Source organism: Streptomyces rubradiris (assembly GCF_016860525.1).
Taxonomy (GTDB): domain Bacteria; phylum Actinomycetota; class Actinomycetes; order Streptomycetales; family Streptomycetaceae; genus Streptomyces; species Streptomyces rubradiris.
Window position 1 is genome coordinate 1,239,449 of sequence record NZ_BNEA01000001.1, and the last position, 12,889, is coordinate 1,252,337.

8 protein-coding genes are annotated in these 12,889 nt (G+C 70.2%); 5 read left to right on the forward strand and 3 right to left on the reverse strand.

Going from position 1 to position 12,889, the window contains the following annotated elements:
- Positions 1–16: 16 nt before the first annotated feature.
- The 3 genes from Srubr_RS05775 to metH form a co-directional block, all read right to left on the reverse strand.
- Positions 17–1,621 (reverse strand): ABC transporter substrate-binding protein, encoded by a 1,605-nt coding sequence (locus tag Srubr_RS05775; protein ID WP_189996161.1) that lies wholly within the window; start codon positions 1,619–1,621, stop codon positions 17–19.
- Positions 1,622–2,001: 380 nt separating this feature from the next.
- Positions 2,002–2,703 carry an HAD family hydrolase gene (locus tag Srubr_RS05780; RefSeq protein ID WP_189996160.1) on the reverse strand — a complete coding sequence of 234 codons (702 nt, stop codon included), beginning with the start codon at positions 2,701–2,703 and terminating at the stop codon, positions 2,002–2,004.
- Positions 2,704–2,815: 112 nt separating this feature from the next.
- Entirely contained in the window at positions 2,816–6,331 is a 3,516-nt protein-coding gene (gene metH, locus Srubr_RS05785; protein ID WP_189996159.1) for a methionine synthase, read from the reverse strand.
- A 274-nt stretch (positions 6,332–6,605) separates the two neighbouring features.
- On the opposite strand from metH, the gene Srubr_RS05790 reads away from it, so the two are divergent.
- The 5 genes from Srubr_RS05790 (at position 6,606) to Srubr_RS05810 (ending at position 12,870) form a co-directional block, all read left to right on the forward strand.
- Complete coding sequence (locus tag Srubr_RS05790) at positions 6,606–7,370, forward strand: IclR family transcriptional regulator (RefSeq protein WP_030608365.1); 765 nt, start codon at positions 6,606–6,608, stop codon at positions 7,368–7,370.
- 365 nt (positions 7,371–7,735) lie between these two features.
- A complete protein-coding gene (locus Srubr_RS05795; RefSeq protein ID WP_189996158.1) occupies positions 7,736–8,530 on the forward strand; it encodes an MIP/aquaporin family protein in 795 nt (264 codons plus the stop codon).
- A gap of 79 nt (positions 8,531–8,609) precedes the next feature.
- Positions 8,610–10,148 (forward strand): glycerol kinase GlpK, encoded by a 1,539-nt coding sequence (gene glpK / locus Srubr_RS05800; RefSeq protein WP_189996157.1) that lies wholly within the window; start codon positions 8,610–8,612, stop codon positions 10,146–10,148.
- A gap of 47 nt (positions 10,149–10,195) precedes the next feature.
- A complete protein-coding gene (locus Srubr_RS05805) occupies positions 10,196–11,812 on the forward strand; it encodes a glycerol-3-phosphate dehydrogenase/oxidase (protein WP_189996156.1) in 1,617 nt (538 codons plus the stop codon).
- 140 nt (positions 11,813–11,952) lie between these two features.
- On the forward strand, positions 11,953–12,870 hold the full coding sequence (locus Srubr_RS05810) for a PAC2 family protein (protein ID WP_189996155.1): 918 nt from the start codon (positions 11,953–11,955) through the stop codon (positions 12,868–12,870).
- Positions 12,871–12,889: the final 19 nt, after the last annotated feature.

Consider the following 12,889-nt stretch of genomic DNA (forward strand, 5'->3'; position numbering starts at 1 on the left):
CCGGGTACGGGAACCGTCAGCCGCTCACGCCGCGGCCGAGCTCCCACAGCTGGAGCGTGGAGGAGGAGTTCAGGGCGTAGGCCGTGCCCGTGATGTCGTCGCGGGCGGCGACGTACTGCTTGCCCTGCCACAGCGGCAGGACGGGGACGTCCTCGGCGACGGCGTCCTGGATGTCGGTCAGGCTCTTGGACGCGCCGAGCCGGTCGGCCTCGCGGCGGGACTGCGGGATCAGCGTGTGCTGGACGGTGCTGTTGTTGTACGGCGAGCCGAGGAAGTTGTCCTTGTCCAGGAAGGGCGCCAGGAAGTTGTCGGCGTCCGGGAAGTCGGGGAACCAGCCCATGCCGTAGACGTCGTACTCGCCCTTCTGCTCGGCGGGCCGGAAGGTCGACCAGGGGTGGCCCTGGACGGTGACGTCGAACAGGCCGCTGTCGTTGAGCTGCTTCGACAGGATCTCGAACTCCTGCTTGGTGGCCGAGCCGTAGTGGTCGGTCGTGTAGTGCAGGGTCAGCTTCACCGGGGTGGTGACGCCGGCCTTGGCGAGCAGGGACTTGGCCTTGTCGGCGCTGGGGTTGCCGTACTTGTTGAAGAACGAGTTGGAGTGGCCGGTGACCGTGGCCGGGACCAGCGAGTACAGGGGCTCGGCCTGGGTGCCGTAGACCTTGGAGACCAGTTCGCCGCGGTTGATGACCTGGGCCATGGCCTGGCGTACGGCCTTGTCCTTGACGCTGGGGGCGTTGGTGTTGAAGGCCAGGTAGCGGATTTCCAGGCCGGGCATGTCGACGAGGTCGACCTTCTCGTCGTCACCGGTGTCCAGCTTCTGGATCTGCGCGGGCGACATGGTGCGGGTCATGACGTCGATGTCGCCCTTGTCGATCGCGTCGCCCATGGCGTCGGCGTCGGCGAAGGAGCGCAGCTCGACCTTCTCGTTGTTCACCGTCACATTGCCCTTGTAGGCAGGGTTCTTGGTGAAGGTGGCCGTGGTGATGGCGTCGTCCTCGACGTCGGCCTTGAAGGTGTACGGGCCGGAGCCGTCGATGTCGAAGCCCTCGCGGAGCTTGTCCTTCGGGTAGTCCTTCGGGTTGACGATGCCCGCGACCGGGGTGGACAGCTTGTAGGGGAAGGTGGCGTCGGCGGTCTTCAGGTGGAAGACGACGTCGCGGTCGCCCTGCGTCTCGATCGTGTCGATGGTGTTCAGCAGGGCGGCCACCCCGCTGTCGGCGTTGATGCGCAGCGCGCGCTCGATGGAGTACTTGACGTCCTCGGCGGTCACCGGGTCGCCGCCGGCGAACTTCAGGCCCTCGCGGAGCTTGCAGGCGTAGCGTTCGCTGCCGCTGTCGGTGAAGGAGCAGCTCTCGGCGGCGTCCGGGACGGGCTCCCCCTCGCCCTTGGGCTGCGCCATCAGGGTCTGCACGGACTGGCGCAGGATGTTCCAGGAGCCGACGTCGTAGGCGTAGGCCGGGTCGAGGGGCGCGGGGGCTTCCTTGGTGGCCGTGAACCGGTCCGTGGTACCGACGACGATGGCGTCACCGCTCGTGCTCCCGCTGTCGGATCCGCCGCACGCGGCGAGAACCGGGGTGAGCAGGCCGGCCACCGCCGGCAGCACCAAAGTCTTGCGGTTCATGCGGGAGTTTCTCCAGAGCTGTTCGGGTCCGTGGATCCGGCATGCGGGGGTGGTGCTTGGGGATCACGGGGGTTCTCGGCGATGTTCTCGCGATGAGATTAGTCCGCACCCGCAGGGGGGTTCACGACCGCGTGAGTTGACCCGCCATCACGCAGGGGAACCGGTCGCGGACACACCGAAAACCCGACAGCGGCAGGATTAGTGCAGCTTCCCACCAATCGGGACACAAGGTCACGTCCGAACCGCCCCGGCAGGGCCGGTCGGCAGGTGTCGGCAACGTTGTCGGACCCTTTGCGAGTGGCGAACATCACACCCGGGGCCGCGATGGCGACCGGTTGAATCCGGCCGCGCGACGGCGGGCGAATTCCCCCCGGTTCCACTCAGTGCGCTTCCGCCATCATGCCCCGCAGGAATGCCAGGTCGACCTCCTCCAGGGAGGAGACGACGGTGCGTCCCAGGGCCGGGCCGATGGGGGCGACGGAGGGGACGGCGACCACGCGGCAGCCGGCGGCCTCGGCCGCGGCGACCCCGGTGGCAGTGTCCTCGACCACGGCGCACCGGGCCGGGTCGGCGCCGAGTCCGGCGGCGGCGAGCAGATAGGGGTCCGGGAAGGGCTTGGTGCGGGAGACCTCGTCGCCGGCGATGGACAGGGTGAAGTGGTGCGGGCCCAGCACGGACAGCACGCGGTCGATGATGCGCCGGTGGGAGGCGGACACCAGGGCGGTGGGGATCTCGTGCGCGTGCAGTTCGGCGAGCAGCCGGGCGGCGCCGGGCATCAGCGGCAGTCCCCCGTCGATCCGGTTCTCGAAGCCCTCGTTGAGCAGCACGGTGAGTTCGGCCAGGCCGATGGCGGCGCCGGTGGCCTCGATGAGGAAGCCGGCGCTGCGGGTCATGGGGCCGCCGACCACGACGTGGCGCCAGGTCTCGTCCAGGGTGTACCCGAGGGAGGCGAAGACCTCGACCTCGACGTCCCACCAGCAGCCTTCGGAGTCCACCAGGGTGCCGTCCATGTCCAGCAGCACCGCTTGCAGGGCGGAGCCTTCGGCCGTACGGGTTCCTAGCGCGGGGACCGTGCTGGTCATCCGGGCGCACCTCCTCGAGGGACGACCAGGCCGGCTCCCCGGTGGGGAACCGGCCTGCGGTGGACCGACCAGTGTACGACTTATCCGATCAGTGTGCCGAGTGAGACGTGCGTCACCGTGCGTTGAAGTACTTGGCCTCGGGGTGGTGGATCACGATGGCGTCGGTGGACTGTTCGGGGTGGAGCTGGAACTCCTCGGAGAGGTGGACGCCGATGCGCTCCGGGCGGAGCAGGTCGGCGATCTTGGCGCGGTCCTCCAGGTCGGGGCAGGCGCCGTAGCCCAGGGAGAACCGGGCGCCCCGGTACTTCAGGGCGAACATGTCGTCGATGTCGGCCGGGTCCTCGCCGCCGAAGCCGAGTTCGGCGCGTACCCGGGCGTGCCAGTACTCGGCGAGTGCCTCGGCCAGCTGGACCGACAGGCCGTGCAGTTCGAGGTAGTCGCGGTAGGCGTTGGCCTCGAACAGCTTCGCGGTCTCCTCGCCGATGCGTGAGCCGACGGTGACGACCTGGAAGCCGACGACGTCGGTCTCGCCCGATTCCTGGGGGCGGAAGAAGTCGGCCAGGCACAGTCGCCGGCCGCGGCGCTGGCGGGGGAAGGTGAAGCGGGTGCGTTCGTTGCCGTGCTCGTCCAGGATGATCAGGTCGTCGTCCTTGGACACGCAGGGGAAGTAGCCGTAGACCACGGCGGCTTCGAGGAGGTTGTCGGTCTGGAGCCGGTCCAGCAGGCCGCGCAGCCTGGGCCGGCCCTCGCTCTCCACCAGTTCCTCGTAGGTGGGGCCCTCGCCGGTGCGGGCCTGCTTCAGCCCCCACTGGCCCTTGAACAGCGCGCCCTCGTCCAGCCAGCTCGCGTACTCCTTGAGCTGGATGCCCTTGACGATCCGGGTGTCCCAGAACGGCGGGGCGGGCACGGGGTTGTCGGTGGCGACGTCGGAGCGGACGGCGCCCTGCTCCGGCTTCTCCTCCACCTGCGCGGTGGCCGTGGCGCGGACCCGGCGCTGGCGCAGTTCGGGGAGTTTGGCCCCGGGGACGCCGCGCTTGACGCCGATCAGGGCGTCCATCAGGTGCAGGCCCTCGAAGGCGTCACGGGCGTACCGGACCTCGCCCTCGTAGATCTCGTGCAGGTCCTGTTCGACGTAGGCGCGGGTGAGGGCGGCACCGCCGAGGATGACGGGGAAGCGGGTGGCCAGGCCGCGCTGGTTGAGCTCCTCCAGGTTCTCCTTCATGATCACGGTGGATTTCACCAGCAGTCCGGACATGCCGATCACGTCCGCGCGGTGTTCCTCGGCGGCCTCCAGGATCGCGGAGACCGGCTGCTTGATGCCGAGGTTGACCACGTTGTAGCCGTTGTTGGACAGGATGATGTCGACCAGGTTCTTGCCGATGTCGTGCACGTCGCCGCGGACGGTCGCCAGCACGATGGTGCCCTTGCCCTCGGCGTCCGACTTCTCCATGTGCGGCTCCAGGTAGGCCACCGCGGTCTTCATCACCTCGGCCGACTGGAGCACGAACGGCAGCTGCATCTGCCCCGAGCCGAACAGGTCGCCGACGACCTTCATGCCGTCCAGCAGCGTGTCGTTGACGATGTCCAGCGCCGGACGGTCCTGGAGCGCCGCGTCGAGGTCGGCCTCCAGACCGTTGCGCTCACCGTCGATGATGCGCCGCTTGAGCCGCTCCTCCAGCGGCAGCGCGGCCAGTTCCTCGGCCTTGCCCGCCTTCAGCGACTTCGCCGTGGCCCCCTCGAACAGCTGCATGAGCTTCTGCAGCGGGTCGTAGCCTTCGCCGCGGCGGTCGTAGATCAGGTCGAGGGCGGTGGTGACCTCCTCCTCGCTGAACCGGGCGATCGGCAGGATCTTGCTGGCGTGCACGATCGCCGAGTCCAGTCCCGCCTTGACGCACTCGTCGAGGAACACCGAGTTCAGCAGGATGCGCGCGGCCGGGTTCAGGCCGAAGGAGATGTTCGACAGCCCCAGCGTGGTCTGCACCGCCGGGTGGCGCCGCTTCAGCTCGCGGATCGCCTCGATCGTGGCGATGCCGTCCTTGCGGGACTCCTCCTGACCGGTGCAGATGGTGAAGGTCAGGGTGTCGATGAGGATGTCCTCCTCGCGGATGCCCCAGTTCCCCGTCAGGTCCGCGATCAGCCGCTCCGCGATCTCGACCTTCTTCTCCGGGGTGCGGGCCTGGCCCTCCTCGTCGATGGTCAGCGCGATCAGCGCCGCGCCGTGCTCCCGCGCCAGCCGGGTCACCTGCGCGAACCGGGAATCGGGGCCGTCACCGTCCTCGTAGTTCACCGAGTTGATCACGGCCCGGCCGCCGAGCTTCTCCAGGCCCGCGCGGATCACGGCGACCTCGGTGGAGTCCAGCACGATGGGCAGCGTGGAGGCGGTGGCGAAACGGCCCGCCAGTTCCTCCATGTCCGCCACGCCGTCCCGGCCCACGTAGTCCACGCACAGGTCGAGCATGTGCGCGCCCTCGCGGATCTGCTCCCGGGCCATCTCCACACAGTCGTCCCAGCGGCCCTCCAGCATCGCCTCGCGGAACTTCTTCGAGCCGTTGGCGTTGGTCCGCTCGCCGATGGCCAGGTAGGAGGTGTCCTGCCGGAAGGGGACGGACTGGTAGAGGGAGGCGGCACCCGGTTCGGGGCGGGGGTCGCGCTCGGGCGGGGTCACGCCCCGGACGCGTTCGACGACCTGGCGCAGGTGCTCGGGCGTGGTGCCGCAGCAGCCGCCGACCAGCGACAGACCGTACTCGCGGACGAAGGTCTCCTGGGCGTCGGCCAGCTCGGGTGCCGACAGGGGGTAGTGGGCGCCGTCCTTGCCGAGGACCGGCAGGCCCGCGTTCGGCATGCAGGACAGCGGGATGCGGGCGTTGCGGGCCAGGTAGCGCAGGTGCTCGCTCATCTCGGCGGGGCCGGTCGCGCAGTTCAGGCCGATCATGTCGATGCCCAGCGGCTCCAGCGCGGTCAGTGCCGCGCCGATCTCCGAGCCCAGCAGCATGGTGCCGGTGGTCTCGACCGTCACCGACACGATCACCGGCACGTCCAGGCCGAGGGCCTCGATGCCGCGCCGGGCGCCGAGGACGGCGGCCTTGGTCTGGAGCAGGTCCTGGGTGGTCTCCACCAGCAGCGCGTCGGCGCCGCCGGTGAGCAGGCCCTCGGCGTTGCGCTGGTAGGCGTCGCGCAGGGTGGCGTAGGGGGCGTGGCCCAGGGTGGGCAGCTTGGTGCCCGGGCCCATCGAGCCCAGCACCCAGCGGGGCCGGCCGTCCCGCGCGGTGAACTCGTCGGCGGTCTCCCGGGCCACCCGGGCGCCCGCCTGCGACAGCTCGTGGACCCGCTCGGAGATGTCGTACTCGCCGAGCGCGGAGTGGTTGGCCCCGAAGGTGTTGGTCTCGACGCAGTCCACGCCGACGGCGAAGTACGCCTCGTGGACGGAGCGGACGATGTCGGGGCGGGTCAGGTTGAGGATCTCGTTGCAGCCTTCGAGGTTCTCGAAGTCCGCGAGACTGGGCTCCTGGGCCTGGAGCATCGTGCCCATGGCTCCGTCGGCGACCACCACACGGGTGGCGAGCGCCTCGCGGAGCGCGGACACACGGGCCCGGCTGTCGGCGGAAGGGGACGTTGGCGACGAGGCCATGTAAGGGCTCCCTGGGATGCGACGGCTGTCGGCTATGCGGCTTCCCCCGACGGGCGGGGCTTGCCGCACGGCGTCAGGGTAACCGGAGGTCGGCTTGGATGGGCACCACGTCCACGAGGCGGACGTGAGTGGCCTGAATGTCACCCGGGGATCACGTGTGATGTAACAGGTGGCGTCCGACCATTAGCGGGAGGTCGGCATGGACCGGTAGTGTTCGGCATTGCCGAACGGTGACTGCGACTGCGCAGTCGAAGGGGACGGAGGCAGGACGGCGATGGCACGGAACATCCAGTCGCTCGAACGGGCGGCAGCGATGCTGCGGCTGCTCGCGGGCGGCGAACGGCGGCTGGGGCTGTCGGACATCGCCTCGTCGCTGGGTCTCGCCAAGGGCACCGCCCACGGCATCCTGCGCACCCTCCAGCAGGAGGGGTTCGTGGAGCAGGACGACGCCTCCGGCCGCTACCAGCTGGGCGCGGAGCTGCTGCGCCTGGGCACCACCTATCTGGACGTGCACGAGCTGCGCGCGCGGGCCCTGGTGTGGGCGGACGACCTGGCCCGCTCCAGCGGGGAGAGCGTGCACCTGGGGGTGCTGCACCAGCAGGGGGTGCTGATCGTGCACCACGTCTTCCGGCCCGACGACAGCCGGCAGGTGCTGGAGATCGGCGCCATGCAGCCGCTGCACTCCACGGCGCTGGGCAAGGTGCTCTCGGCGTACGACCCGGTGGCGCACAGCGAGGCGCTGGAGGCCGATCGCAAGCCCTTCACCGACCGCACGGTGTGCGACGCCGCAGGCTTCGAGCACATCCTCGACCTCACGCGCGCGCGTGGCTACGCGGCCGACGTGGAGGAGACCTGGGAGGGCGTGGCGTCGATCGCCGCGCCGATCCACGACCGGCGCCGCATGCCGGTGGGCGCGGTCGGCATCACCGGAGCGGTGGAGCGGCTGTGCCGGGAGGGCGAGCTGCGCCCGGAGCTGATCGCGGCGGTGCGGGACTGCGCCCGCGCGGTCTCCCGGGACCTGGGCGCCGGGCGGTTCTGAGGCGGGCCGCGGCAGGCCGCGCGCGAGGGTCACGAGAACGGGAACAGCCGGGACGTCAGGCGACGTTCCGGCTGTCGATCTACCCCAAAACGGGCAAAAAACCCGCTATCGTACGTCCGGGCGTGAAGATCGATAACCCGCAGCGATCAATAACGATCCTGTTTCCGATAACGGAACTCTTGACGCGCGCGTGACGCCGAACAAGACTCCCGTCCATCGGTCGGCATTGTCGAACACCTACCGGCAATACACGCTAGAGTGTGACAACGCCAAGGGCCGGCATCGCTCTCACCCACGAGGGCGCCAGAACCACCGGAGGGACCCGGGGTTCGGCTACCCCTGGACGAAGGACAAAGGAGTCGCGGGTGTCCAGCTCCGACATCTTCATCGGCGAGACCATCGGTACCGCCATACTCATCCTGCTCGGCGGCGGTGTCTGTGCCGCCGTCACGCTGAAGGCCTCCAAGGCCCGCAACGCCGGTTGGCTCGCCATCGCCTTCGGGTGGGGCTTCGCCGTCATGACGGCCGCGTACGTCTCCGGACCGCTGTCCGGCGCGCACCTCAACCCGGCCCTCACCGTCGCCCTGGCCATCAAGGACGGCGACTGGAGCAACGTCCCGACCTACTTCGCCGGACAGATGCTGGGTGCCCTCATCGGCGCCGCCCTGGTGTGGGTCGCCTACTACGGCCAGTTCCTCGCCCACCTGACGGACAAGGAGATCGTCGGCGGCCCCGGCGCGCAGGCCACCTCGGCCAAGGCCGTCGAGGCCCAGGAGAAGGGCGCCGGCCCGGTCCTCGGCATCTTCTCCACCGGTCCGGAGATCCGGAACGTGGCGCAGAACCTCGCCACGGAGATCATCGGCACCTTCGTGCTGGTCCTCGCCGTCCTCACCCAGGGCCTGAACGACCAGGGCAACGGCCTGGGCGTCCTCGGCGGTCTGATCACCGCGCTCGTGGTGGTGTCCATCGGCCTGTCGCTGGGCGGTCCGACGGGCTACGCGATCAACCCGGCCCGCGACCTCGGCCCGCGCATCGTGCACGCACTGCTGCCGCTGCCCAACAAGGGCGGTTCCGACTGGTCCTACGCCTGGATCCCGGTGGTCGGTCCGCTGGCCGGCGGCGCGATCGCAGCGGGCGTCTACAACCTCGCCTTCGCCTAGGAAGCTTGCGGAAAGCACCGAGTCTTCGCGCGCACGCCGTACGCACAGCCCCATCACCACGGACTTCCAGGAGCACACAGTGACCGACGCCCACACCGCAGGCCCCTTCATCGCGGCGATCGACCAGGGCACCACCTCCTCCCGCTGCATCGTCTTCGACCGGGACGGCCGCATCGTCGCCGTCGACCAGAAGGAGCACGAGCAGATCTTCCCCAAGCCCGGCTGGGTCGAGCACGACGCCAACGAGATCTGGAACAACGTCCAGGAGGTCGTCGCCGGTGCCGTGGCCAAGGCCGGCATCACCCGGGACGACATCAAGGCCATCGGCATCACCAACCAGCGCGAGACCACCGTGCTGTGGGACAAGAACACCGGTGAGCCCGTCCACAACGCCATCGTCTGGCAGGACACCCGCACCGACGCCCTGTGCCGGGAACTGGGCCGCAACGTCGGCCAGGACCGCTTCCGCCGCGAGACCGGCCTGCCGCTCGCGTCGTACTTCGCCGGGCCCAAGGCCCGCTGGCTGCTCGACAACGTCGAGGGCCTGCGCGAGCGTGCCGAGGCCGGCGACATCCTCTTCGGCACCATGGACACCTGGGTCATCTGGAACCTGACCGGCGGTGTCGACGGCGGCCGGCACGTCACCGACGTCACCAACGCCTCGCGCACCCTGCTGATGAACCTGCACACGATGCGCTGGGACGACAAGATCTGCGAGTCCATCGGCGTGCCGGAGCAGATCCTGCCCGAGATCCGCTCCTCCGCCGAGGTCTACGGCGAGATCAGCGGCGGCCGGCTGGGCGAGCTGCTCGGCGGCATCCCGGTCGCCTCCGCGCTCGGCGACCAGCAGGCGGCCCTTTTCGGCCAGTGCTGTTTCTCCGAGGGCGAGACCAAGTCGACCTACGGCACCGGCACCTTCATGGTGATGAACACCGGCGAGAAGATCATCAACTCCTACGCCGGCCTGCTCACCACCGTCGGCTACAAGATCGGCGACCAGCCGACCGTGTACGCCCTGGAGGGCTCGATCGCCGTCACCGGCTCGCTGGTGCAGTGGATGCGCGACCAGATGGGCCTGATCTCCACCGCCGCCGAGATCGAGACGCTCGCGCTCTCCGTCGAGGACAACGGCGGCGCCTACTTCGTGCCGGCCTTCTCCGGCCTGTTCGCCCCGCACTGGCGCTCCGACGCGCGCGGGGTGATCGCCGGCCTGACCCGGTACGTGACCAAGGCGCACCTCGCGCGCGCCGTCCTCGAAGCCACCGCCTGGCAGACGCGGGAGATCGCCGACGCCATGGTGAAGGACTCCGGCGACGAGCTGGTGACCCTCAAGGTGGACGGCGGCATGACCGCCAACAACCTGCTGATGCAGACCCTGGCCGACGTCCTGGACGCGCCGGTGGTGCGGCCGATGGTCGCCGAGACCACCTGCCTCGGCGCCGCCTACGCCGCCGGCCTCGCCGTCGGCTTCTGGTCCAGCACCGACGACCTGCGCGCCAACTGGCGCCGGGCCGCCGAATGGACCCCCCGCATGGACGCGGAGACCCGCGCCCGTGAGTACAAGAACTGGCTCAAGGCCGTCGACCGGACCATGGGCTGGCTCGACGACGAGAGCTGAGCGGTTCATCCGGCTCAGTCAGCTCTGACGAGGAGTAAGTACCCGACATGACCAGTCAGTCCACCCTGCAGTCCGTGCCTGCCCTGGGGACGCGCCCGGCCTCCGGCTCCAACCCGAGCCGCGCCGAGACCAGGGAGCAGCTCTCCAAGGCGTCGTACGACCTTCTTGTGATCGGCGGCGGCATCCTGGGCATCTCCACCGCCTGGCACGCCGCGCAGTCCGGGCTCAGGGTGGCCCTGGTCGACGCCGGCGACTTCGCCGGCGCCACCTCCTCCGCCTCCTCCAAGCTGCTCCACGGCGGCCTGCGTTACCTGCAGACCGGCGCGGTGAAGCTGGTGGCGGAGAACCACTTCGAGCGCCGGGCGGTCTCCCGCCAGGTGGCCCCCCACCTGGCGAACCCGCTCACCTTCTACCTGCCGGTGTACAAGGGCGGCCCGCACGGCGCGGCCAAGCTCGGCGCGGGCGTCTTCGCCTACTCCGCGCTGTCCGCGTTCGGCGACGGCGTCGGCCACCTGCTCTCGCCGGCCAAGGCGGCGCAGGACGTGCCCGAGCTGCGCACCGAGAACCTCAAGGCCGTGGCCGTGTACGGCGACGACCAGATGAACGACGCGCGCATGGCGCTGATGACGGTCCGCGCGGCCGTCGAGGCGGGCGCGGTCGTCCTCAACCACGCCGAGGTCACCGGGCTGCGCTTCACCCAGGGCCGGGTGACCGGCGCGGAGCTGAGGGACCGGCTGTCCGGCGAGGAGTTCGGCGTGAACGCCCGCCTGGTGCTGAACGCGACCGGGCCGTGGGTCGACCACCTGCGCAGGATGGAGGACCCGAACGCGGCGCCGTCCATCCGGCTGTCCAAGGGCGCGCACCTGGTCCTGAAGCGCACCTCCCCCTGGAAGGCGGCGCTCGCCACGCCCATCGACAAGTACCGCATCACCTTCGCCCTCCCCTGGGAGGACATGCTGCTGCTCGGCACCACCGACGAGGAGTACGAGGGCGACCCGGCGGACGTGTCCGTCAATGACAAGGACATAGCCCAGATCCTGGACGAGGCCGCGTTCTCCGTCCGGGACCAGCAGCTGCGGCGCGAGCTGATCACCTACGCGTTCGCCGGTCTGCGGGTGCTGCCGGGCGGCCCCGGCGACACCGCCAAGGCCAAGCGGGAGACCGTGGTGACCGAGGGCAAGGGCGGCATGCTGTCGGTCGCGGGCGGCAAGTGGACGACGTTCCGGCACATCGGCCGCACGATCATGAAGAAGCTGGAGGCGCTGCCGGGCCACCCGCTCGGCGACGACTTCGAACCGATCTCCTCGCTGCCGAAGAAGCTGCCGCTGCCCGGTGTCGCCAACCCGCGCGCGGTCGCCCACCGGCTGCTGGTCGACGCTCCGTCGCCCGGCCCGCGCATGGCCGCCGACACCGCCAAGCATCTGGCCACCCACTACGGTTCGCTGGCCTTCGACATCGCCCGGCTGGCGAACGAGAACCCGGAGCTGGCCGAGCGCGTCCACCCCGACGCCCCGGAGATCTGGGCGCAGGTGGTCTGGGCCCGTGACCACGAGTGGGCCGAGACGCCGGACGACGTGCTGCGCCGCCGCACCACGCTGACCATCCGGGGCCTGGCCACGGACGAGGTCCGGGAGAAGGTCCGGGAGGTCCTGGACGGGAAGTGAGTCCGGCGCGCCCGCGTGTTCCCCGGTGGCGAACGGGGCAGTGATCCGTTCACTCCCCCGTGCAAGGGGGCTGCGGGCGCCCCCGCGGGACGCCGTAAGGTTGGTGGGTCAAGCGAGGGCACGTCGGAAGGAGGCACTGGGTGATCGAGCTGGAGGGGGTTCCCGAGCTGATCGACCCAGTCATGGTGGCCGCGTTCGAGGGCTGGAACGATGCCGGCGACGCCGCCTCCACGGCGGTCGCGCACCTGGAACGCGAATGGAAGGGCGAGGTGTTCGCGGCGCTGGACGCCGAGGACTACTACGACTTCCAGGTGAACCGTCCCACGGTGTTCATGGACGGCGGTGTGCGCAAGATCACCTGGCCGACGACGCGGTTGTCGGTGGTCCGGGTCGGCGGCGACAAGCCGCGCGACCTGGTGCTGGTCCGGGGCATCGAGCCGTCCATGCGGTGGCGTTCGTTCTGCAACGAGCTGCTCGGCTTCGCGCACGAGCTGGGCGTGGAACTGGTGGTCATCATGGGCGCCCTGCTCGGTGACACCCCGCACACGCGTCCGGTCCCGGTCAGCGGGGTCACGTCCGACCCGGACCTGGCCCGCCGCATGGACCTGGAGGAGACCAAGTACGAGGGCCCGACGGGCATCGTCGGCGTCCTGCAGGAGGCGTGCACGCACGCGGGCGTCCCGGCGGTCTCGTTGTGGGCGGCCGTACCGCACTACGTCTCCCAGCCGCCCAATCCCAAGGCCACGCTGGCGCTGCTCAACCGCCTGGAGGACCTGCTGGACCTGCGCATCCCGCAGGGCGAGCTGCCCGAGGACGCGCGGGCCTGGCAGGTGGGCGTGGACCAGCTGGCAGCCGAGGACAGCGAGGTCGCCGAGTACGTCCAGACGCTGGAGGAGGCCCGGGACACCGCGGAGCTGCCGGAGGCGTCCGGTGAGGCGATCGCCCGGGAGTTCGAGCGGTATCTGCGGCGCCGGGACGTGGGCCCGCCGGGCGGGAAGCCGAGGCCGCCCGCCTCCGGCGGTCCGGCCGACGCGGACGAGGACGGCCCGGAGGGCTGAGGCAAGAAGAAGGGGCGGT

What these genes read in the sequence shown, in the direction of transcription:
- Srubr_RS05775 (WP_189996161.1), bottom strand. Translation starts at nt 1,621, where the DNA reads ATGAACCGCAAGACTTTGGTGCTGCCGGCGGTGGCCGGCCTGCTCACC.
- Srubr_RS05805 (WP_189996156.1), top strand. Translation starts at nt 10,196, where the DNA reads ATGACCAGTCAGTCCACCCTGCAGTCCGTGCCTGCCCTGGGGACGCGC.
- Srubr_RS05790 (WP_030608365.1), top strand. Translation starts at nt 6,606, where the DNA reads ATGGCACGGAACATCCAGTCGCTCGAACGGGCGGCAGCGATGCTGCGG.
- metH (WP_189996159.1), bottom strand. Translation starts at nt 6,331, where the DNA reads ATGGCCTCGTCGCCAACGTCCCCTTCCGCCGACAGCCGGGCCCGTGTG.
- Srubr_RS05780 (WP_189996160.1), bottom strand. Translation starts at nt 2,703, where the DNA reads ATGACCAGCACGGTCCCCGCGCTAGGAACCCGTACGGCCGAAGGCTCC.